This window comes from Chryseobacterium sp. Tr-659 (assembly GCF_011752975.1).
Taxonomy (GTDB): domain Bacteria; phylum Bacteroidota; class Bacteroidia; order Flavobacteriales; family Weeksellaceae; genus Chryseobacterium.
The window spans coordinates 612,041-635,705 of the sequence record NZ_VWWP01000001.1 but is presented as its reverse complement, the minus strand read 5'-3'; the positions used below and the strand labels follow the sequence as shown (position 1 = coordinate 635,705).

The window sequence follows — 23,665 nt, the reverse complement described above, 5'->3', positions numbered from 1 at the left end:
ATCTCTAATTAAAAAAGCTGCAATTATGAACACCACGCCCTATCCATCCAAATACGCTTCACCTAAAGGAATTTTCACAGTAGGAAAAACCAGATTCAAATGGTATGACCTCGCACTGGATCTCTCAGAAATATCAAAACAGGATCTCAATGACGCTCAAATATGTATTGAAAATGCTGATGAAAATTTTCAGGATACCAATGATCTCGGATTTATCATTATGCATCGTTGCGGAGAGCATTACCTTCTTCTGGTCTGTACATGGAGAAGTGAAAATGAATTATGGGAAAGTGTATACTATAACGGCTCCGGTAAGTTTGAGATATGGGACAGAATCCCGCCTCATCTCCCTACTTACTGTGTATGGGAAATGGGCATTGTCTATCATGAATCCCGGGCGTGGAAAAAATACCTGGGAACTACAAAAGATGAAGATGATAAAAATAATTATCTGAATGACATTTTTGAAGGAGAAGTCTAGGCTGGTGGCATAAAGTGAAAATCTCAGACTATTCTTATCCAATGAGTGAAAGTTTTTTGTTCAGTTTTATTTTAAATATTTTTCTTATAAGATAAACCGTAACCTCTTTTATTACATCTGTTTGCCTGTTTTTCGATATATTCGCCAGTATAAAATTAGAATATGAAAAAAAGGCTGATTGCATTTTCTTTATTTATTACCCAGATTATTTCTGCTCAGAATTATTCACAATATGTCAATCCTTTTATCGGAACCGGAGGTCACGGGCATACATTTCCCGGAGCTATCGTTCCGTTCGGAATGGTGCAGCTTTCTCCTGATACAAGAATTGACGGAAGCTGGGACGGATGCAGCGGATATCATTACTCTGACTCAGTGATCTATGGTTTTTCTCATACCCATCTCAACGGAACCGGAGTTTCGGACTACGGAGATATTATGCTGATGCCCACTACGGGCAAGCCAAGCCTTAACAGTAAAGATTACTCGTCAAAATTTTCGCATAAAAATGAAAAAGCAAGTGCCGGATATTACGCCGTAAGATTAGATAAAAATAATATCAATGTGCGCCTTACCACTACAAAAAGAGTAGGTTATCATGAATATACCTTTAATAATGCGGGAAATGCCAATATCATTTTGGACCTCAACCACAGAGATAAACTTCTGGAAGGGGAAGTAAAAGTGATTGATGATAAAACTATCGAAGTTTTCAGAAGAAGTGAAGCCTGGGCAACCAACCAGTATATATACGCCAGAATTGAGTTTTCTAAACCTATGAAAATTTCTAAAAAGGAAGTCAACGGAAAACAGGAGGATCATCTTTTTACAGGAACAAAACTTGCGCTGGCATTTTCAGCGGATGTTAAAAAAGGAGAAAAAATTAATGTAAAAGTATCTCTTTCCCCTACCGGATATGAAGGTGCCGGAAAAAATATGCTGGCAGAAGGTGAATTGAAAGATTTTGAAACTGTAAAAAAGCAGGCTGAAACTGATTGGGATAAAGAACTTTCGAAAATTGAAGTTAAGTCTGATGATCAAAATAAACTATCCATTTTCTATACTGCCTTATATCATGTTTTCACCCAACCGAACATCTATATGGACGTAGACGGAAGATACAGAGGACGTGATAATAAACTATACACAGCAAAAGGATTTGATTATTATACTGTATTCTCTCTTTGGGATACTTTCAGAGGTGCTCATCCGCTAATGACTTTAATCGACAGAAAAAGAACAGCCGATTTCATCAATACATTCATCAGGCAATATGAGCAGGGAGGAAAACTCCCGGTCTGGGAACTGGCCTCCAATGAAACAGAATGTATGATCGGCTATCATTCCGTATCTGTAATTGCTGATGCCATGGCTAAAGGGATTCAGGGATTTGATTATGAAAAGGCTTATCAGGCCTCTAAAAACTCCGCTATGCTGGATATTTTCGGATTGAATGCCTATAAACAAAATAACTACATCAGCATGGATGATGAGTCTGAAAGTGTTTCTAAAACTGTAGAATATGCCTATGACGACTGGTGCATTGCCCAAATGGCCAAAATTTTAGGAAAAAAAGAGGATTATCAGTATTTCATGAAACGTTCACAAAACTGGAAAAATCTTTATAATCCTAAAAACGGTTTCATGCAGCCCCGAAAGAATGGAAACTGGTATGAGCCTTTTGATCCAAGGGAAGTAAACAATAATTATACGGAAGGAAATTCATGGCATTATTCTTATTCCGTACAGCAGGACATTCCTGGATTGATTGCAGCCCATGGCGGAAAAGAAAAGTTTGAACAGTTTATTGATGCTATTTTTACGGCACCAGATAAAACAACAGGCAGAGAACAGGCAGATATCACCGGATTGATGGGACAATATGCTCAGGGAAATGAGCCAAGCCACCATATCGCTTATCTGTATAATTTTGTAGATCAACCGGAAAAGACGGATGCCAAGATTAAGTATATTCTTGATAATTTTTATAAAAATACTCCAGACGGGCTGATAGGAAATGAAGACTGCGGCCAAATGAGTGCATGGTATGTTTTAAGTTCAATGGGAATTTATTCTGTAACACCAGGACTTCCCGAATGGCAAACCACAACTCCTTATTTTGATGAAATTAAAATTCACCTTGAGGATGGCACCACAAAAATCATTACTAAAAGTACAGGAAAAGCTGAGCTTAAAAAGCTTGGATTTGAGAAAATACAACCTTCTAAAGATTTTAAATATCCTGAACAGATAACTTCTCCGGTTATTGCAGCAGATAGAATATTTGATTTTTCTACCAAGGTTGAGATCAGTCCGTTGAATCCAAATGATAAAGTTTATTTCATGATCATGGATGACGGAGATGCCAATGTTAAAAAGAAATTTACAATCTACAAGGGTCCATTTTCCATTAACAAAACCACACAGGTTATGGCCTATGCAGAACGAAAGGGAGAAAAAAGCTCCGTTACGTCAGCTAAATTCAACAGAAGACCCAATTACTGGGACATCAATATCCTTTCAAAAGTGACTCCACAGTACGCTGCTAACGGAAATCTGGCACTTATCGATGGGATCAGAGGGGATATCAACTGGAGAAAAGGGGAATGGCACGGCTATCAGGGACAGAATTTCGAGGCTGTTATTGATTTTAAATCTCCTCAGCCAATCACAAAAATATCTTCCACTTATCTTCAGGACAGCAAAGCCTGGATCCTGATGCCTAAAAAAGTAGAATATTATGCCTCTATGAACGGAAAAGATTTTATTCTCCTGAAAACAATTGACAACGATATTGATCCTAAAGATGAAAAAGTACAGATCAAAGATTTCTCTGCTGATCTTCTTCCAACCGAAGCCCGATATATCAAGGTAAAAGCCTACTATTTCGGAAAACTTCCGGAATGGCATCAGGGAGCCGGTGGAGATGCCTATATTTTTATTGATGAGATTGCTGTAAAGTAAGGAAGATGGAAGAGTGAAGCGGGAGGTTTCTAGTTGCCGGAGTACTTTTTAAAGCCAACTTATTGCAGTTTTAGATTTTAAAAAATTAATAGAATAAATTTATAGTAATCTTTAGTCTTGTAGGAACTTCAAACTTCCTTCTAAAAAAACGACGGCCTTCAAGAAACTTGGAGGCCGTCGTTTTTTTAGGTCATTCTTTCAGACCATTGCAAAACTTCAGGGAGTTCCATATCTGAGAATTCAACATGAATTACTCTTCTTCTCTTTCCGTTAGTAGTTCTGTTGGAGCCATGAAGGGTAAGAGGTTTCATGATCATAACACCTCCTTTTTCCACATTACAGATGGCTTCAGTTTCTACCTTCCAGTCGATAGTTTCAGGTCTGTAGATTCCTTTGGAATGAGACTTCGGAATCACTTTTAATGCCCCATTTTGTTCATCTGTATAATCGAGGTGAATCCTTATGGTATAGATATTTTCCAGTACATTCAGAGGAGGTTGAACAGCAAACTGATTCTGTTTGGTTGTCCAGGGTCCGAAACCTGGTAATTCCACCTTTTTATCGACCGAAATAGTCAAATCCTGATGATAGGCTACATACCAGTTTGAGGTTTCGGGTTTATCAAAATAAATGCTTTTCACTACAAAGTATTTTTCACCGAAAATCTCCTGAATGATCTTTTTAATATGATGATTGAAAACCAGATCTTTAATTTCCGGAACTTCTTTTAAAAATTGTCTTACCGCAAACAGATCTTCAGATTTCCTGAAGTTTTCTTTAGAAGTATCTATATGTTGAAGTACATGGTTTATTTTTTCAATTTCATTCTCTGAAAAGACTTCATTAATAACAGCAAAGCCATATTCATGAATATGGCTTTTATAATTTTCTAAGTTTTTTAAACTCATTAAGAGATATTTTAAATTTTATCCAAAGGTTCGGTTAACTGTCCTTCCCATTTTGATACTGCTGAGGTTGCCAGTGTATTTCCCAACACGTTGGTCATACTTCTTCCCATATCGCAGAAGTGGTCAATTGGAAGGATTAAAGCAATTCCTTCTGGTGGAATTCCGAACATAGAACATGTTGCTACGATAATTACCAGAGAAGCTCTCGGAACACCTGCAATTCCCTTTGAGGTAAGCATTAACACCAAAAGCATTGTGATCTGCTGTCCTAAGGTCATTTCAATACCATAGATCTGTGCAATAAAGATAGATGCAAATGTCATATACATCATACTTCCGTCCAGATTGAAAGAATATCCTAAAGGTAAAATAAACGACACTACTCTGCTATTACATCCGAATTTTTCAAGCTCTTCCACCAACTTAGGGAATACAGCCTCCGAACTTGTTGTAGAGAAGGCGATCAGTAATGGTTCTTTAATTCTTTTTAATAAGTCAAAAAGACGGTTTCCTAAGATTAAATATCCCACTAATAAAAGTACCAGCCAAAGTACTGCTATCGCAAAAAAGAAATCTCTTAAATAGATCGCGTACACTTTGAAGATTTCAAATCCATTGGTAGCAACCACCGCAGCAATGGCTCCCAATACTCCAAACGGAGCAAACCACATAATATAACCTACCATTTTAAGGATGGCGTGGGCAATGATATCAAATAACTTTACTACAGGCTTAGCATATTCTTCTCCTAAATTAGCAAGTGCCACTCCAAACATCACTGCAAACACAACAATCTGTAATACTTCATTGGTAGCGAAGGCTTCAAATAAACTTTTAGGAATCATATGCTTTACGAAGTCTTCCATAGAGAAGCTTTTACTGCTTTTCAGAAGTTCGTCTGCAGAAGCAACGTCCTGAATCGGGAGTTTGGTAACATGGCCCGGTTCCAGCCAGTTTACAAGTATCAACCCGATAAAAAGTGAAACCAGAGACGCGGAAATAAACCAAAGCATAGCTTTAGTTCCTACTCTTCCGATCATTTTGATATCACTCATTTTGGCAATTCCCACTACAAGAGTAGTAAAAACCAAAGGCGCAATAATCATCTGTACCAATCTGATAAAAACAGTTCCCAACAGTTTTATATTCTTAGAAAAAGGTTCTGCACTTTCCGGATATTTCACATGTACAATCCCGCCAATTCCTACTCCCAGGATAAGTGCAATGATAATTGCTATAAAAAGTTTATTTTGTCCTTTCATATATATAGTTCAATTTGCGCAAATATAATGGTTTTTGAATTGGCAGAAGATTTTCTTCTAAAGGGATAATTTTATATTAAGTTTTTAATCCCTGAAAATTAAAAGTCTGATTCAGAAAATATTGTAAAAAAATTAAGAAACATTTATTGACTTTTTATTCTTTTGGTACAAATTTTATTATTACATTTGATTGTATAACAACATTAATAAATATACAATATGAAAAAAACTATCGCAATGGCTGCATTAGCTGTAGCTGTATCTTTCGGGGCAGTTTCTTGTAAAAAGAAAGTTTCTGATGCCGATCTTCAGACTCAGGCTACCACTGTAGTAACTTCTAATCCCAGTGCTTCTGTTGAAGTAAAAGAAGGTGTAGCACACTTAAGCGGAACTTTTGCAGATCAGCAGTCTAAGGATGCAATGATTGCAAAACTAAAAGCGATCAACGGAATCAAAGACGTAATGGATATGTCTAAAGTAGAAGTTGCTCCACCACCGCCACCTGCTGTTGAAACTACTTCTGCGGTAGATCCTGCAGTTCAGAAAAAAGTACAGGATGCGGTAAAAGATTTCCCTTCTGTAAAAGTGGAAGTTGTTAATGGGCAGCTTACTCTTACAGGAAATGTTTCCAGCCAGCAGGCAAGAAAAATCAAAGAATCTGTAGATGCTTTGAAAATTGGAAAATATAACAACAACCTAATTGTAAAATAATTTAAAATGAGCGAATTACAAGATAAATATTCAAGCGTGGTTTCTGCGGCACAATCTGCAGGAATTTCAAACCTTCAGGTTCAGGAGCAGGACGGAATTCTTTATGTTTCCGGAAGTGCATCCAACACCGCAGCTAAAGATGCTGTCTGGAATGCTTTAGGAGCTATTGATTCTACTTATTCTGCTTCAGATATCAATATTGATGTACAGGTTGCAGGACTTGCTTCAGGGGCTTCTTTAACAGTAGCTACTGAAGAGTCTAATCTGAATATCAGACAGGAGCCTTCTACTGAAGCTGCAGTAGTAGGTAAAGCGTCAAAAGGATCTTCAGTAACTCTTATCGAGCAGACTTCTGATGACTGGTGGAAAGTAAAAACTGCTGACGGCCAGGAAGGATATGCTTATTCAAGATATTTAAGAGCTTAATTTTTATTAAAAATTAATAAATTTTCACAAAAAAAGCATAGAAACATCCCAATTTTGGGATGTTTTTATATTTTTACCGCTCTGAAAGAAAAACTAATGAAGAAAACTCTATTGCTATTGACTTTGATGTTCACAGTCATTATTTTGCACGCTCAAAAACTACACATTAACGGAAAAGTATCCGATCCTGAAAAGAAACCTGTTGAAAATGCCACGGTATATCTTCTAAAGGAAAAAGATTCCTCTATTATCAATTACACCGCTACGAATAAAGAGGGTAAATTCTCCCTGAAAATAGATGATCTGAAAGAACCTTCCATTCTGAGAATTGATGCCGATAAATTGTCTTCCTATTCCAGGAAATATGAAAAAATTGATCAGTCATTAACCCTGGAAGATATCGGATTGGAGAAAAAAAGTATTGTCAATAATATTGATGAGGTTAAGATCACCGTATCCCCTGTAAAAATTAAAAAAGATACAATAGAATTCAATGCATCATCCATCAAAGTACGTCCGGACAGTAAAATTGAAGAACTTCTGAAACAGATTCCGGGAGTAGAAATCAGTAATGAAGGAAAAATAACAGTTAACGGAAAAGATGTGGATCAGATCATGATCAACGGAAAACCTTTCTTTGATAAGGACGGCAAAATTGCACTCCAGAATCTACCGGCAGATATCATCAAAAATATTCAGTTTACCACAACCAAAACCAAAGAGGAGGAACTCAGCGGAAAAGCTGCTAAATCTCAAAATACAACCATCAACTTCAATATTGATGAGAAGAAAAATAAAGGGCTGCTCACAAGGCTTACTGTAGGATATGGTTCAGACAAACGCTATGAAGCCAGCGGACTGGCCAGTTATTTTAAAGGAGATACCAAAGTAAGTATTCTGGCATCCTCCAATAATATCAATTCACAAGGATTTTCCCGGGATGAGGTTTTTGACAGTATGGGGAATGGGAGAAATGCCTGGATGATGCAGGGAGGAACTGTCTCTACAGTAGGAAATGTTACTTATTTTAACCAGGGAGGCGGCACAAAAGGAATTCAGCGCTCTACCACCATTGGTTTGAACTACAGTGATAAACTGGGAAAGGATGCTGATCTGGATTCTTTCAGCTTAATGCATTCCAATTCCAATACGGAAAGCAGATCCAAGGTTTCAAGGTCTACCCTTCTTCCTGATTATACACTTCAGACCCATTCTGAAAATAACGGTGAAAATGAATCTAAACAGTACAGCTTTGACACTTCTGCAAAAATCAAACTCGATTCTTTAACAAGCATCTACCTTTCACCAAGGTTTACCAAGAGTTCCAGCTTTAATTTCAATAATTCAAGGTCATCAACATTAAGAGATAATACCCTTCTGAATGAAAGCAATGCTTATTCAAGCAATGAATCGGAAAGCAATTCATTTAATCCTTACATCTATTTTTCAAAAAAATTCAGAAAAAAAGGCCGTGTGATTTCGGCAAACGTGAACAGTTCTATCTCGGAGTCTAAGAGAGATAACCTGAACCAATCGCAGAATATTTTCTATGAATCTACCGGAACCACAAGGGATAACAGGGATCAGCTAGCTAAAAATAAAAACCAAAACAACAGCTTTAGTTTTAATGCCGGATATACGGAACCGATTTCTGATTCCGCATCCGTAAGTTTTGAAATAAAATATGAAAACAGAACATCCAGAAACCTCAGAGATGTTAATGATTTTGATAATATTACAGGGCAATACAGCCAGTACAACCAACTTCTATCTAACAGAATGAACCAAAAAGTCAATCAGATCTCTCCTGAACTGACTTATCAGCTCAGCAAAAATAAGCTGAATTTCTGGGCATCCATGAATCTTGATGTTTCGGATATGAAGGTAAGCTCCATCTACAACGGACAGCAATATGACCTGCAGAAAAATTTCGTTTTACCGGAATATAACGTGAACCTTTATTATCGTCTTTCTGAAGGAAAAAATTTAAGTTTTTACAATTACGCTAATTTTACGATCCCTACTGCTGAACAGCTTACTCCTTACAGAGACGAATCCAACCCGTTGGTTACCTATACAGGAAATCCGGATCTGAAAAATACATGGACTAATAATCTTTATCTCTATTTCAACAATTATAACAAAGTAAAAGACCTGAGTTATTATTTCAATATCGGGTTTACTTACAGAAACAATGATATTATCAACTTTTCAACATATGATAATGCCGGAAAACAAATCGTTACTTACGATAATATAAGCGGAAACAAAAACATGAACGCCGGAGCAGGTTTCAGCAAGAATTTAAAATGGAAAAACAACAAACTTACCATCAACCCGAGATTCAATATGAATTATGCTTACAATAACGGTTTTATCAACGGCCAATCGTTCACCAGCAACTCCTACAGCCTTAATCCGGGATTGAATCTTGTGTACGAAATCAAAGATAAGATGACCATAAAACCTTCTTACAGACTTGGGTACAGCTTTTCAAATTATACCAATTATAGCGTAGACAGGATTAATACAGCCAATCAATCATTAAAACTTGAACTTACCAATTATATGTTCAAAGGTAATTTTGTTTTCGGAAATGATTTTGAATACAATACCAATTCCAATATTGCGCCCGGTTTTAAAAGAGATTTCTACTTCTGGAATACCAGTTTAGGATATTCATTCTATAAAAAGCAGTTTACAGCAAAAGTAAAGGTCTACGATGTTTTAAACCAAAATCAAAGCGTAAGAAGAACAATTACAGATTCTTATTTTGAAGATCGTGAAGATCTGATTCTTAAACGCTACATTATGTTTTCTATCAGCATGAAACTGAATAAATTTGCAGGTAAAAAATTGTAAACAATATGACATTTTATTGCCATAGCCGGAAGTTTCTCCGGCTATTTTGTTTTAAAAATTAAATTTTCATCGCTATTATAGTTGAAGGGCTGGCTTACTACGCTCTTTTTGATAAAAGCTAATAATAAAACCTTTTTAAAAGAAGTTTCTTCAATGAAAGTGTTTTTATTTTTAAATTAGCACCAAATTTTTTTTATGAAGATCCATATTTCAGTTTTATGTATTCTTTTTTTCATTCTTGGAAAATCTCAAAAGACGGAACCGAAAGATAATTTCGTCAAAGACAATTTCACTAAGAAAGAATTTTATATTCCGATGCGAGACGGGGTAAAACTTTTTACTTCTGTTTATATTCCGAAAGATATTTCAAATAAAAACAAATATCCTTTCCTGATGCAAAGGACTTGCTATAGCGTTGCTCCGTACGGAGAAAATGAGTATAAGACCAAAGTAGGTCCCAACGCATATCTGATGAAAGACAAATATATTTTTGTTTATCAGGATGTACGCGGAAGATATATGAGCGAAGGAACTTTCACCAACATGACTCCTCAGGTGGAACACAAAACAAAAAAAGATGTAGACGAAAGTACCGATACTTATGATACAATTGAATGGCTTTTAAAAAATGTTAAAGATAATAATGGTAAAGTAGGGCAATTCGGAACTTCTTATCCCGGATTTTATACTGCTGTTGGAACTCTGGCACAGCACCCGGCTTTGGTAGCTTCTTCTCCTCAGGCACCCATCTCAGACTTCTGGAATGATGACTTTCTTCACAATGGAAGATTTATGTTAGGATATTTCAGAACATTTCCAGTATTCGGAGTTCAAAAAACGAAACCAGAGAAACAGGCCTGGTACATGGATTCTTTTATCAAACAAACTTCTGAGGATGGTTTGAAATTCTATAGAGAGATGGGGACATTAAAAGATGGGTATGAAAAATATTACAAGAATAATTTCTTCATGACAGAAATTATGGAGCATCCCAATTATGATGAATTCTGGCAGAAAAGAGGGCTACTTCCTCATCTGAAGAATATCAATCATGCGGTAATGACTGTTGGTGGATGGTTTGATGCTGAAGATCTTTCCGGACCTTTAAATATCTATAAAACGATTGAGAAAACAAGCCCGAAAGCAAAAAATACAATTGTTATGGGTCCTTTCTCACACGGAGGATGGTCTCAGGAGCAAGGGAAACACTTCCACAGTGAAACTTATTTCGGAGATAGCATTGCTACATATTATCAGAAAAATGTGGAGACAAAATTCTTTAACCATTATCTGAAAGGAAATACTAAAGAAGATGCAGGACTTCCTGAAGCATTGATGTATGATACCGGAGCTAAAGTATGGAAAGAATTTGCTTCTTATCCTCCAAAAAATGCACAGAAAGTCAATTTCTACCTTGCAGATAAAACTTTGAAAAAAGCTTCAGAGCAGGGTTATTCTGAATATTACAGCGATCCTGACAATCCGGTTTTAAGTTCAGATCATTTAAAAGATTTCAATGGCTTTACTCCTAAAAATTATATGTCTGAAGACCAGAGATTCGCGGAAGGAAGACCAGATGTTTTAACTTTCACAACAGATGCTCTTACTGAAGATATTACTTTTGCAGGAGAGATCATGGCTAAACTGAATATCTCTTCCTCTTCTACGGATGCTGATTTTGCTGTAAAACTGATTGATGTTTATCCTGAAGATTTCAAACCGGCAGAAAAGAAAGACGGTGTTATTTACGGAAATTATCATCAGATGGTAAGAAGCGAGATCATGCCTGCCAGATTCAGAAATTCCAGAGAAAAGGGAGAAGCTTTGGTTCCCAATCAAAAAACCTCAGTCAATTTCAGACTTCAGGATGTGGTTCATACCTTCAAAAAAGGACATAAAATCCAGATACAGATCAGCAGCACATGGTTCCCATTGTTTGCAATCAACCCGCAAAAATTCTTAGATAACCCGAATTTTGCTACAAAAGAAGATTATACCAAGGCATTTATCAAAGTATATAATGACAGTTCCATTGAAGCTGAAATTTTAAAATAAAACTGAAAAAAGCTGTTCGTTTGAACAGCTTTTTTATTTTTTTATCTCTCTCGGATTTAGTAAATAATTAGCCTTGTCAAGGTTTAAAACCTTGACAAGGCTAATTCTAAGGTTTTGACTAAAGCCCACTTCCATTGATAACGGCTAAACTTCTTAATCATTCTAACCTCAGGAAGTATTATTTTATTCTTCAATTGTTCTGAAAGTAAGGTTAACCCTTGCTGTTTTTACTTTAGTAGTTGGAGGCAGCCTGTGCAGCCAGTTGTCCTGGGTAGTTCCTTTCATGATTAATAAGCTTCCGTTTTCCAGGAATATTTCCACTTTTTCTTTAGTAGTTTTGTGCTTAAATAAAAACTTTCTTTCTGCACCGAAAGTTAGAGAAGCAATAGCTCCGTGTTTTTTCAGATCTGTTTCACCATCACTATGATAAGCCATTCCTTCACTTCCATCGTGGTATAAGTTGAGCAGACATGAATTATAAGTTTCTCCGGAGACCTCTTCACACTTCTTTTTTAGCTCTAGTAATTCCGGGGTCCAAATCTTTGCATATTTCGTTCTTTTTGAATAAGTATATTCAAAGGGTTTCTCTCCGAACCATGCTACCTTTCTTTTTGTCAGGATCAGTTTTCCAAAGATTACCGCTTCGTCATTTTCCCATGGCATCTGGCTGAGTAAATAATTATAATAAAAATCAGATCTTTCCTTTGAAAAAACTTTTCCATAATAATGAACAGTTCCGTCATTTGGAAGTATGTTGAGCGGATAATCTGATATTTCTTCGAAGAGACTCATCATAACGTTATTTTAAATATTAACTGTCTTATTTTTGTAAAAGTACAGTGTAAAATGTATTTATCACTTTTATTCAAATCCAAATTACACTAATATTTTTCACAAATGACACGAATTTTTCCGTCAATGGGAAAGGACTTTGGTCCGTTTACTAAAAAATGGTTCCATAATCCACTGGCTTTCACAAGGCTTAAATTTAATATTTTCAACTGCAAAAGTAGCTTAAGAAGTAATTACTACTTATAAAAGCACTCACAAGTTTTTGAAAGCCTTAAATTTTCATTTTGTAAACTTTATAACGGATCATTTTAAGATCATCCTTTATCAAATCTTTTATGAATTTTGTGGTGAAAAATATGTTATGAGTAAATGTGTGAGCCTTCCCAGCCTACAATCAGCTGCTTCCTTTCACTTCCCCATCGGTATCCTCCAAGATGACCTGTAGATTGGATCACACGATGGCAAGGGATAAGAAAAGCTACCGGATTACTTCCGATGGCCGTTCCTACTGCTCTTGATGCTTTTGGGTTTCCTATTTTTTCTGCAAGGCTGCCATAAGTGGACAGTTTTCCCATAGGAATTGTGAGCAGACTCTCCCAGACTTTAAGCTGAAAATCGGTTCCTTTTAAATGTAATTTGATCGTATTGAGTTTTGTCCAGTCTTTATTGAATATGGACAATGCATTTTTCTGAAGAGCATCCTGTTTTTCGAGAAAAGAAGCATTGGGGAACTTAAGTTTCAGCTCCCCTAATGCTGTTTCTTTATCGTCTTCAAAAGCCATGTAGCAGATTCCTTTTTCTGTGGACGCTACCAGTATATTTCCAAAAGGGCTTTCGGAAAAACTGTAATGAATATTAAGGCCTTTTCCGCCGTTTTTATATTCTGCCGGAGACATTCCTTCTATTTTCACAAACAAATCATGAAGTCTGCTTGTACTGGAAAATCCTGTCTCGTAAGCAGTATCGAATAAACTTGCTTTTTCTTCCTTCAATAAATTTTTAGCATGTTCAAGACTAATGAACTGTAAAAATTTCTTCGGACTTGTTCCTGCCCAATCCGTAAATATCTTCTGAAAATGAGCCGGACTCAAGTGAATATTTTCCGCCACTTCATCCAAACTTGGCTGAAGCCTGAAATTGCTCTGGATATACTCTATCGCTTTGGCAATTCTGTTATAATCTATTTGACTTTGTGTGGACATTTTTATATTGTTTTTACCTCACAAATTTCCAAAGAATATACGGCAGAAAAAATCCGATTCTTGCGGAATATTAGTTGTTGTTATAAATATCGTTATAAGCAAGCATTTTATAATATAACTTAGCGGCAAGGAAAGCTGTGGGCTTCGCCATTGGAGAATCCATCAATTCTACAATATCAAACGCTACTACGTTACATTTTTCAAATACTTTTCTTAATAATTCCAATGTTGGATACCATTGTAATCCACCTGGTTCAGGAGTTCCTGTAGAAGGTGCAATAGAAGGATCGAAAGCATCTAAATCAATCGTGATATATACATTTCCTGATACTTTCTCCAAAACATCATTAACCCAGTTTTCGTTATTTGCAATTTCGTGGGCAAAGAATACCCTTCCTTCTGGTAAATATTGTGCTTCTTCAGCATCCATAGAACGGATTCCCACCTGAACTAAGTTGTGTTTCTGATTCGCTTCAAAAACAGCACAAGCGTGGTTTGAAGTTGAGCCATGGAATTCAGGACGTAAGTCTGTGTGAGCATCTAACTGAAGAACCGTTAAATTCTCGAATTTCTCACCTACCGCACGGATAGAACCGATAGAAACGGAATGTTCTCCCCCGAAAAGTGTAAATACTTTCCCCTCATTGTTCAAAAGCTCTTTTGTTTTCTGATAAACAGCTTCTGTCATAGCTTCAGGACTTGAATTTTCAGAAACTTCTCCAGCCAGATAAACTCCCTGAAGGAAAGGCTCAGTTTGAGTTTCAATATCATAAAGCTCCATATTTTCAGAAGCGTTTAAGAATAATTCAGGGCCTTTGTCAGCTCCTTTACCCCATGTTGAAGTTCCATCATAAGGAACAGTTACCAACATTACTTTCGAATTCTCTAACGTTGCGTTTTCTTCGGGAATTCCTGCGTATGTTTTCATATATAATTATTAATTAAAAAATTAAATGATTGAAAGATTAAAATGATTCCACAAAGATACAAAATAGTACTTGAGTTATAAGTAGTGTTGAGTTTGTTATGAATTTTTAACCTTCGTTCTGATTTTTAAATTTTTAAATCTTTTAATGTTTAAATTTTAAAGGTTATTTTTGTAAAAACTTTCAATATGCCTTTAAAAGCAGTTCTTTTTGATATGGATGGTGTAATTGTAGATACGGAGCCATTGCATAGAAAAGCTTATTTCAAAACATTTGATGAACTGGAAATTGCAGTTTCCGAGGATCTGTACACTTCTTTTACGGGAGCTTCAACCAAAAGAGTTTGTGAAACTCTGATCGGTCAATTTGATTTAAGCCATACTCACGAAGCTATTGCCGGAATCAAAAGATCTCATTTCAAAGATTATTTTTACAATGATGATGAGTTTGATCTGATTCCAGGAGTCCGAAAACTGATAGAACATTATCATGAAAATGGAATAAAGCTGATATTGGCTTCTTCTGCAACGATGACAACAATCAATATGGTTTTTGAAAAATTCGGACTTGAGAAATATTTCAGCGGAAAGATTAGTGGTGCTGATTTAAAAGAATCAAAACCTCATCCCGAAGTATTTTTACTTGCGGCCGAAATGGCTGGCGAACCGGTAGAAAACTGTATGGTTATTGAAGATTCTACCAACGGAATTCTTGCAGCACACAGAGCTGAAATTTTCTGCGCAGCTTACAGAAGTCCACATTCAAAAAATCAGGATTATACATTAGCAGATACTGTAATTTCTGATTATGAAGATCTTGAACTTGATAAGATTTCAAAATATTTTTAAATAAAAAGCTCTCAGAAAAACTGAGAGCTTTTGCTTTGTATGTTTGTCATTCGAATCCGAAATAGATAGCTTCATCACATTCGTTCCTCGCACTGACAGATTAAGGTCTTATTTGTAACCAAGGAGTTTCAATACATCTTCCGGTTCCTGTTTCTCACGGAAAATTTCGTAATGCAGATCACCGTTTTCATCTTTCTGAATGAGGACGTGTCTCGGCTGCGGCATCAGACAGTGATGTACACCTCCATATCCTCCGATGGTTTCCTGATAAGCTCCAGTGTGGAAGAAACCGATATACAAAGGTTTTGTATCACTGAAAACAGGTAAATAAATGGCGTTGGTATGCTGCTCAGAGTTATAATAATCATCTGAATCACATGTTAATCCTCCTAAGAATACTCTTTCATAAGTATCTTCCCAACGGTTTAACGGAAGCATAATAAAGTGTCTTGAAATAGCCCATGTATCAGGAAGTGTGGTCATGAAAGAAGAATCAATCATGTTCCATTTTTCTCTGTCATTCTGACGTTTCTGAGAAATAATTTTATAGAGGTTAGCCCCGCTTTCTCCTACTGTAAAGCTTCCGAATTCAGTATAAATATTTGGTTCTTCAACTCCTTCCTCTTCACAGAATTTTTTGATCTGAGAAACAATCTCTTCTACCATGTACTGATAGTCGTAATCAAAATTCAGAGAAGTTTTGATTGGGAATCCGCCACCAATATTCAAAGAATCCACTTCCGGAGCAATTTTTTTCAAACGTGCATATACACGAAGACATTTGTACAATTCGTTCCAGTAGTATGAAGTATCTTTAATCCCCGTATTGATGAAGAAGTGAAGCATTTTCAGTCTTGCATTCGGGTGTTCAGCAATCTTCTGGCTGTAATAAGGAATAATATCCTTGTATCCGATTCCTAATCTTGACGTATAAAATTCGAATTTCGGTTCTTCCTCTGATGCGATTCTGATTCCGATATCAAAAGTTGTGTCGATACTTTCCGTAAGTTTATCCAGTTCACGGTAGTTATCCAGAATTGGAGTAATATTTTCAAAACCATTATTGATCATATCTGAAATCTTTGTCAGATAATCATCTGTTTTGAACCCATTACAGATTACCTCTATATTTTTATCTACTTTCCCTTTTTCATAAAGAGATTTTACAATATCCATATCATAAGCAGAAGAGGTTTCGATAGAAATTTCATTCTTCAAAGCTTCTTCCAGAACAAAATTGAAATGACTGGATTTTGTACAGTAGCAGTAGGTATAATTCTTTTTATATTCGGTTTTCTCAAAAGCTTCTTTAAACCAGCTTTTAGCTTTCTGAATATTTTGAGAAATTCTCGGCAGGTAGCTAATTTTTAGCGGGGTGCCAAATTGTTCAACAACATCCATTAAAGGAACATCGTGAAACAACAAATTGTTCTCAGAAACATTAAATTCCTCCGTAGGAAAATATAATGTCTGATCAATAAGTTCCGAGTACTTTATTTTCATTTCTAAACAAGTGAATTAAGAAATGCAAAATTGCTAAAAAAGTTTGATTTTTGGATGTTAAAATTATTATAATTTTCAATAATAATTCTGTGCTCCGCCCGCTCTACCTCTTTCAGATAATCAATATGTGAACTTTTGAATGTATTCCATTCTTTTATTTTCAGAGATTCCTAATACCTGTTGAATATAAACATCAGTAGAACCATATTTTTTATTAATTTCATCAAAAGCAGCATCAAGATATCTTTTTTCTACCCAGCTCAGTTTTTCCAGTACTTTCAGATCCATTTTAGGATATAAAAAATGTAAGTTATTTGCCAGATTGAGTCTTTTTTGAACCAGATCTTTCCTGTAATTGTTGGAGAGAAGATAATCATTGTAAATTGTTTCTTTATCAAACTTCAGAATTGTCAGGATTAAAGCTGTGATAATCCCTGTTCTGTCCTTTCCGGCTGTACAATGATAAAGAACCGGTTGGTTGGATTCTAATATTTCTGAAACAATAGTTTTTATAGTTCCTGGATTTTCTGTCACATATTCGCGATAGAAATCAATCATTCTTTTATCTGCATCGGAAGCGTTCACTTTTCCTTTCAATACCATTTTTTTAGCCTGAGCAAGCTGATCCCCTTCATCTTCGAACGCTGAGTATTTTTTGTATGTAATTTCGGCAGGAATCTGATCCGGTTTTTGATTTATTTCTTTAGAGTTTCTGAGATCAATAATTTCTTTTATTCCCAGTCTTTCAATAGTATTAAAGGATTTTCTTTTCAGCTTGTGAAGATGGGCGCTTCTGTAAAACTTTCCTTCTTTTAGCGTTCTTCCTTCTGTATTTTTAATATTTCCTAAAGTCCGGAAATTGGTAACTTTTTTTATATCAATAACCTTTTCAGTTTCATTTTTGCCATATTCGGGTGTTTCAAAATGCTGCGTTTTACATGAAAAAATACAGCATAATGAAATAGTGAAAACTGATATTTTGATGAATGTGTTCAATGATTAAGTTTTGGCTAAAGCCAGTTGATTAAATTATTTTTTATTTTAAACGGGCTAAAGCCCGTTTCTATTGATATATTAGATTCTTTTAATAGATTGTCGGATATTCGATTTCATTGATTCCTACAAACAACAATACATCACCTGATTCATATTCTACAGAAATCTCATTTTCAATAGCAAAATTTCGGGTTCCAATTCTTGAGGTAATACTTAAATTTCCATTTGTCAAAGGCCAGTTGAGTCCTTTCGTTGTTATATTATTCACCGATGGAAAAGGATAAAGAGAAATCATTCTGTTTTTCACCCCTTTCAATTTAAAATCATTGGGGATAAAATAATATTCGGAAAATTCATCATAAAACTTAATTTTCATACAATCTTTGAATCCGTAAGCAACGGTAAGGTTTCCTAAAAAATGATCTTGCTCCCCTCCGCTTCCTCCGAAAACATTAATTTCTCCAAAGCCTCTTTCCAAAATGATTTCTATGGCTTTATGAAAATCTGTTTTATCCTGATCTAAAGTAAGGATAAATCTATCTTCATACATATCTTCATCAGATCCGGAATGCGAATCAAAATCACCGGAAATAAAATCCAGTTTATCCAAAGGGAAACCTAATTTTTTTAAATAATGGAAAGCACCGTCTGTACAGGCAATCAGTCCATAATTTTCAAGATCCGGGAACGATTTCGGAGCATCTCCGTTGATGAAAAGCAATACTTTATCTTTCATTCGGGTTCCAGTATTCTTCCGGTTCGTTGTTCAGTTTTGAAATATATCTTGCCAGTACAAAAAGATAATCTGAAAGTCTGTTTAAATATTTGATTAATTCCGGACGTACTTCTTCGGCTTCATTTAAAAACACCAATGAACGTTCTGCTCTTCTGCAAATGGTTCTGGCAGCATGTAAAAATGTTGCAGGTTTTCCACCTCCGGGAAGGATAAAATACTGAAGGGGCTCAAGCTTTTCATCGAAAGCATCCATCCACTGTTCCAGCTCTTCAATTTCCGTTTCTGAAATAATGATCGGAAGACGCGATTTTCCATTAGCCAGCATCAGTTTATCTGCCGGAGTAGCCGCTTCTGAACCTACTGTAAACAGATCAAACTGTATTTTTTTCAACTGTCTTAAAACTTCTTCATCTTCAATATGGCTTTTCGCAATTCCAATGAATGAATTCAGTTCGTCTATATTTCCGTAGCCGTCTACTCTTGCACTGGCTTTGGAAACTCTCGTACCGCCATAAAGTGCCGTCTGACCTTTATCTCCTGTTTTCGTATAAATTTTCATACTACTAAAATACCGTTTTTTGTACAATGTAAAAAGTAAAATATAACAATAGCTTCCCATTCTGCCTGAAAAATAATTACCTGACATCAGGAATTAATGTCAGGTAATATTTACACATGTGAGTTTTATATCTTTTGAAATTACTCCGCCTTTGTTAGGCATGACAATGCAAATGTCAATTTCTTTATTTATAGATTAAAAAGTATAATTAACGTTTAGCTGAAAAGTTGTTCCGTTAAATCCAAACTGATTTACCTCCCAAGGATATTTGAATCTTCCTCCAAGATCTGTTACTACATCTCCCTTGCTATCTATAACATCCGGATAAATATTAAATAAATTATTTACAACTCCGGAAACTTTAAGGTCTTTTGTGATTTTATATGTTACGACTAAGTCTGTAACTACCTTACCAGAAAATGTCTGATCTTTGGCAGGATCAGTTGCGTGCTGCCAGGTAACGGAACCAAAGTAAGTATTATTAAAGTTAAAATTAAATTTTGAGATATCATAAGAAAGGCTGAGAATAGTCTTTGTTTTTGGTCTTGCAGAGATAATTCTCGATTGTTCCTTTCTATCAAAAAAGTTTTCTGAGTAACCATTTTCAGCCAAAATAGGTGGAACGGCAATATTATCTACTATCTTAGTTTCGTTATAATTGAAAGCCGCAATAATTCCCAATCTTCCTTTACCTATCGCAGAAGTATAATAATTAGCTACGAAATCTACGCCCTCAGTAACTGTATTTACAGCATTGGTAAAAAATTTCAAAGTGGTTATTTTATTATTGTTTAATATTACTTCCACAGGGTTTGTTATATCCGGACTACCCGGAGCGCCGGTTTTATAACCAATATCTCCTGAGAAAAGTACCCGATCTTTAATTTTTATTCTATAATAATCTGCTGTAATAGTCAGGTTTTTAAAAGGCTTTACGGCAAACCCTCCAGTAATGTTAAAAGCTTTTTCGGCATTTAATTTGGGCACACCAAGATCAGATCTTACAATTTGAGAGTCATTATTAAAAGTACCCTGATTAGCTACAGTATTCCCTGTAATTTTGGTTTGAACATTGGAATAATAAATTTGATGTAATGAAGGGGCTCGAAATCCTGTAGAAACAGAACCGCGGAAAACCAATTTATCATCCAGCAATTTATACCTTGCATTTCCTTTCCAGGAAACATTATTTCCAAAATCACTGAAGTTTTCATATCTCACAGTTCCTCCGAGTAACAGATTTTTTGTAATATCCCATTCAGCGTTCATATAAGCTCCAATATTCTGCCGATTTTTATTGACTTCGTTTTGAGGCTGCAGCCCTGGAAATGACTCTGCACCACTTCCTATATAAGATGTTTCCTCTCCTGCCCTTGCCTGATAGTTTTCATTGCGTACTTCAACTCCGGCTCCTAAAACAAACGTACCAAAATTTCGGCTGAGATCTATGTTTCCTATAATATTACTGAACTGATGGCCGCCTGCTTTAAAACGGGTGGGTGAATTTACCCCCAAAGATGTATTAATGGTGTTTCCTACAACATAATTTACGGCATTGGAGCCAAAGGTTGCACTACCATCAAAACTCCATTTCCCCAACATTCCTTTCCACCCTGAGGTTAAATTATAATCATAAACATCTGTTTTAAATTCCGGCTGAAATCCATTGTAAGGTTGTCCTTTTGGAGTTAATAAACCAAAATCTGAAGTTACCCAATAGGGTGTTCTATACAAAGCATAACTAGTCCCATTTCTGTAAGTTGTACCACCAAAAGCATAAAATTTACCTGTCTCACTTGTTGGCAATTCAAAATTCACAAACATATTAGCCACTTTTGTTTCCGGCTGCCCTATAATCATCCCTAAGCCTGGATTAGCCCGCGTCCAAGCATTATCTACACCAAAAAGTTCATCTTTTGTAACAGAACCTGCACGGTTCGTTTTATTTTGAGAAGTATATCCCAATGTAAGATTCAAGCTTCCATTTTTTGCAACTCTGATTCCTGTATTAAAATCTGCTCCGATATTAAAACCGTCTCCTTTTGAAGTGATACCTGAAAAAAGATTAACAGCACTTTTTCCAACACTGTTTTTAAGGATAATATTAATAACTCCCGCAATAGCATCAGAACCATACTGTGCAGATGCACCATCTCTCAATACTTCCACATTTTGTAAAGCGGCAGACGGAATACTTTTCAGATCTGTACCAACCTCACCTTTTCCCGGTGTATCATTTACATAAATTAAAGCACTTTGATTTTTTCTTTTATTGTTGACCAAAACTAATGTTCTGGATGGGCCTAATCCTCTTAAATCTGCCGGATCAAAATGAGCTGTTGCATCGGAAACGGTTTGCTGTGATGAATTAAAAGATGGTACGGCATAAGTCAGCGCTTTATCAAAAGTAATTTGTCCTGTAGATTTTAATTGTCCTGCCGAAATATTATCAATAGGAATTGCTGAGGTAATTATGGTTCTGGGCTTAGTTCTCCCCGTAGTTACCACTACTTCATCTATATTGTTTTCTTTTACGCTTTCCTGTGCATATCCCATAGTACCTACGCCGCTTAATACTAATGCACAGATTTTTTCATTAAATAATTTCCTTTTCATATCATTTGTTAATAATTCAACAAATCTAATGAAAATATAAATATTAAATACAAAAATCAAACATATACTAATAATAAATACTAAAAATACATATAAATAATATTATTTCATAAAAATCAATATTTGATTTACAAAACATTAAGTTGCTTATTAATAATATGAAAAAAATTAGCTAACATTAGGAATAAAAATGATTTAATTCTTTTGGATAAGTAATTTTCAACAGGCTGAGACAGCTTCGCAAAGCTCGTAATGACGGGGTACAAAAAATGGCCGGGAGAAACCGGCCATATCCAAATTATTTATTTACCTCTACGTATTGTATGATGGTCTGATTTTTAGGATTGTAGATAATGGTGCTGCTGTTTGGGAATCTTTTCAGTTTATAATATTCAATATTCTTATCTGTTTTAATATCTTCCAGAAAGCTTGTATCAAAAGTATTTTCCGGAAGAAATTTGGAGATAAAGCTTATTTTGTCAACAATGCTCTGTCCGTCAATTTTTCGGGCTTTCTTTTCTGATTTCTGTTCATCGGAAGTCAGCTGTCCTTCAAGAAACGGAAGCAATACTGCAATGTCTGCCCTATATTTGAATATATATCCTTCTGTACCGTTTGGGAATTTAAATTTCTTTCCTTTATCTTCGGTAACAACAGATTTGCCTGTGGCAGGGAAAACTTCATTAAATCTTACATCCTGGGAGCTGGTTAAAGAATTGATAGATTCATTTACTGTTTTTTTAACGGTCTCTTCTACCACTTGCTGTGTCTTTTGCTGAACGGTTTCCGTAGTTTTTTGAACGGTCTGATCTATTTTTTCCTCAATCTTATTGCATGATACTAATAAAAGAACAGTAACAACAGGCAAAATATACTTCTTCATAATTTTAATAATAATTAATTTCTTTTTATTAATATACTTTTCTTCTAACGCAAAAGTAGGTATCAATATTTTAATACAGAAAAAAATATTTTTTCAACATCTAAAATCCTACTGACAAACTGTTGTCATAACCCTCTTTTATCTTTGTATCAACAACAAACAAAAACAATACATTATGACAACTACAGCAACTGCAACAAAACAATTTATGACCACAGAACAGCTACTAAAAGACTGGCAGGGACACAGAAAGCTTACAAGAAGAGTTATTGAAGCTTTCCCTGAAAAAGAATTATTTGAGTTTTCCGTGGGAGGGATGAGACCGTTTGCTAAACTGGCAGTAGAAATGATCAGCATTGCAGGTCCTGCTTTAAAAGGAATCATCGAAGGAAATATGGAAGGATATAACGAAGAAGGCTTCAACCCTAAAACAAAAGAAGAAATTTTAAAAAAATGGGATGAAGAAACTGAGGTGATTAATCATTATTTCAATCAGATCTCGGAAGAACGTTTTCAGGAAGTTTTCAACCTTTTCGGGCAATATGAATTCCCGGTATATGAAAATATTCTTTATTTTATTGACAACGAAATTCACCACCGTGGGCAGGGCTATGTTTATCTGAGAGCGTTGGGAATGGAGCCGCCTTTTTTTTGGGAGAGATTTTAGAACCATTAATGTCTTTACTCAGGCTGAAAATGATGATTCAGTTCAGGCAAAAGGATGAAATGGCAAAATCACCCAACTAAGTATTCAGATTATCCATACTTTCTATATGGACACGGGTTTTGCTGTTTCAGATTTTTATATTCCAGCCGGAGTAGAAACTTTTTCATGAAATAAGATCCTGTTCAAATTTCTGGTGTGGCTTTATAGCCCCTAAAAACCTCAGTTTGAACAGGACTTTGTAAAAATGGGTAGTTTTCTTCAAAATTCA

General features: G+C 35.6%; 19 protein-coding genes. 8 read left to right on the top strand and 11 right to left on the bottom strand.

Annotation, left to right across the window (positions count from 1 at the left end; genetic code table 11):
* Positions 1 to 25 precede the first annotated feature (25 nt).
* Together F3J23_RS02775 and F3J23_RS02770 are read left to right on the top strand one after the other, a co-directional pair.
* Positions 26 to 481, top strand: coding sequence for a hypothetical protein (locus F3J23_RS02775; protein ID WP_167023727.1), 456 nt, complete (start codon positions 26 to 28; stop codon positions 479 to 481).
* A 162-nt stretch (positions 482 to 643) separates the two neighbouring features.
* A complete protein-coding gene (locus F3J23_RS02770) occupies positions 644 to 3,445 on the top strand; it encodes a GH92 family glycosyl hydrolase (protein WP_167023724.1) in 2,802 nt (933 codons plus the stop codon).
* A 185-nt stretch (positions 3,446 to 3,630) separates the two neighbouring features.
* On the opposite strand, the gene F3J23_RS02765 is transcribed toward F3J23_RS02770, so the two are convergent.
* Both F3J23_RS02765 and F3J23_RS02760 read right to left on the bottom strand, forming a co-directional pair.
* On the bottom strand, positions 3,631 to 4,353 hold the full coding sequence (locus F3J23_RS02765) for a phytanoyl-CoA dioxygenase family protein (protein WP_167023721.1): 723 nt from the start codon (positions 4,351 to 4,353) through the stop codon (positions 3,631 to 3,633).
* An 11-nt stretch (positions 4,354 to 4,364) separates the two neighbouring features.
* The gene (locus tag F3J23_RS02760) at positions 4,365 to 5,615 is read right to left on the bottom strand and encodes a dicarboxylate/amino acid:cation symporter (protein ID WP_167023718.1); all 1,251 of its coding nucleotides are present in this window, start codon (positions 5,613 to 5,615) and stop codon (positions 4,365 to 4,367) included.
* Positions 5,616 to 5,834: 219 nt separating this feature from the next.
* On the opposite strand from F3J23_RS02760, the gene F3J23_RS02755 reads away from it, so the two are divergent.
* From F3J23_RS02755 to F3J23_RS02740, 4 genes are all read left to right on the top strand, one after another.
* Positions 5,835 to 6,326, top strand: a complete 492-nt coding sequence (locus F3J23_RS02755) for a BON domain-containing protein (RefSeq protein ID WP_167023715.1) — start codon at positions 5,835 to 5,837, stop codon at positions 6,324 to 6,326.
* Between the two features lie 6 nt (positions 6,327 to 6,332).
* Complete coding sequence (locus tag F3J23_RS02750; protein ID WP_167023712.1) at positions 6,333 to 6,752, top strand: SH3 domain-containing protein; 420 nt, start codon at positions 6,333 to 6,335, stop codon at positions 6,750 to 6,752.
* Positions 6,753 to 6,848: 96 nt separating this feature from the next.
* On the top strand, positions 6,849 to 9,614 hold the full coding sequence (locus tag F3J23_RS02745; RefSeq protein ID WP_167023709.1) for an outer membrane beta-barrel protein: 2,766 nt from the start codon (positions 6,849 to 6,851) through the stop codon (positions 9,612 to 9,614).
* 195 nt (positions 9,615 to 9,809) lie between these two features.
* The gene (locus tag F3J23_RS02740; RefSeq protein ID WP_167023706.1) at positions 9,810 to 11,669 is read left to right on the top strand and encodes a CocE/NonD family hydrolase; all 1,860 of its coding nucleotides are present in this window, start codon (positions 9,810 to 9,812) and stop codon (positions 11,667 to 11,669) included.
* 183 nt (positions 11,670 to 11,852) lie between these two features.
* Here F3J23_RS02740 and F3J23_RS02735 read toward each other — a convergent pair whose 3' ends face one another.
* The 3 genes from F3J23_RS02735 to speB all read right to left on the bottom strand — a co-directional run bounded on the left by F3J23_RS02735 (position 11,853) and on the right by speB (position 14,591).
* Complete coding sequence (locus F3J23_RS02735; RefSeq protein WP_167024585.1) at positions 11,853 to 12,461, bottom strand: alpha-ketoglutarate-dependent dioxygenase AlkB family protein; 609 nt, start codon at positions 12,459 to 12,461, stop codon at positions 11,853 to 11,855.
* A gap of 359 nt (positions 12,462 to 12,820) precedes the next feature.
* Positions 12,821 to 13,663, bottom strand: coding sequence for a bifunctional helix-turn-helix domain-containing protein/methylated-DNA--[protein]-cysteine S-methyltransferase (locus F3J23_RS02730; protein WP_167023703.1), 843 nt, complete (start codon positions 13,661 to 13,663; stop codon positions 12,821 to 12,823).
* Between the two features lie 70 nt (positions 13,664 to 13,733).
* On the bottom strand, positions 13,734 to 14,591 hold the full coding sequence (gene speB / locus F3J23_RS02725) for an agmatinase (RefSeq protein ID WP_167023700.1): 858 nt from the start codon (positions 14,589 to 14,591) through the stop codon (positions 13,734 to 13,736).
* Positions 14,592 to 14,777: 186 nt separating this feature from the next.
* On the opposite strand from speB, the gene F3J23_RS02720 reads away from it, so the two are divergent.
* A complete protein-coding gene (locus F3J23_RS02720; protein WP_167023697.1) occupies positions 14,778 to 15,437 on the top strand; it encodes an HAD family hydrolase in 660 nt (219 codons plus the stop codon).
* Positions 15,438 to 15,545: 108 nt separating this feature from the next.
* Here the strand turns inward: F3J23_RS02720 and F3J23_RS02715 are convergent, their stop codons facing one another.
* The 6 genes from F3J23_RS02715 to F3J23_RS02690 all read right to left on the bottom strand — a co-directional run bounded on the left by F3J23_RS02715 (position 15,546) and on the right by F3J23_RS02690 (position 22,730).
* Complete coding sequence (locus F3J23_RS02715; protein ID WP_167023694.1) at positions 15,546 to 16,940, bottom strand: arginine decarboxylase; 1,395 nt, start codon at positions 16,938 to 16,940, stop codon at positions 15,546 to 15,548.
* 120 nt (positions 16,941 to 17,060) lie between these two features.
* Positions 17,061 to 17,936, bottom strand: a complete 876-nt coding sequence (locus tag F3J23_RS02710) for a tyrosine-protein phosphatase (protein WP_167023691.1) — start codon at positions 17,934 to 17,936, stop codon at positions 17,061 to 17,063.
* 88 nt (positions 17,937 to 18,024) lie between these two features.
* Positions 18,025 to 18,672 carry a thiamine diphosphokinase gene (locus tag F3J23_RS02705; RefSeq protein WP_167023688.1) on the bottom strand — a complete coding sequence of 216 codons (648 nt, stop codon included), beginning with the start codon at positions 18,670 to 18,672 and terminating at the stop codon, positions 18,025 to 18,027.
* Complete coding sequence (locus tag F3J23_RS02700; RefSeq protein ID WP_167023685.1) at positions 18,662 to 19,231, bottom strand: cob(I)yrinic acid a,c-diamide adenosyltransferase; 570 nt, start codon at positions 19,229 to 19,231, stop codon at positions 18,662 to 18,664. Before F3J23_RS02700 ends, F3J23_RS02705 begins: the two co-directional genes overlap by 11 nt.
* 195 nt (positions 19,232 to 19,426) lie before the next feature.
* Positions 19,427 to 21,847, bottom strand: a complete 2,421-nt coding sequence (locus F3J23_RS02695; RefSeq protein WP_167023682.1) for a TonB-dependent receptor plug domain-containing protein — start codon at positions 21,845 to 21,847, stop codon at positions 19,427 to 19,429.
* Positions 21,848 to 22,145: 298 nt separating this feature from the next.
* Positions 22,146 to 22,730 (bottom strand): hypothetical protein, encoded by a 585-nt coding sequence (locus F3J23_RS02690; RefSeq protein ID WP_167023679.1) that lies wholly within the window; start codon positions 22,728 to 22,730, stop codon positions 22,146 to 22,148.
* Between the two features lie 175 nt (positions 22,731 to 22,905).
* Here F3J23_RS02690 and F3J23_RS02685 point away from each other — a divergent pair, with 175 nt between their 5' ends.
* Positions 22,906 to 23,397 carry a DinB family protein gene (locus F3J23_RS02685; protein ID WP_167023676.1) on the top strand — a complete coding sequence of 164 codons (492 nt, stop codon included), beginning with the start codon at positions 22,906 to 22,908 and terminating at the stop codon, positions 23,395 to 23,397.
* The last annotated feature ends 268 nt before the right edge of the window (positions 23,398 to 23,665 follow it).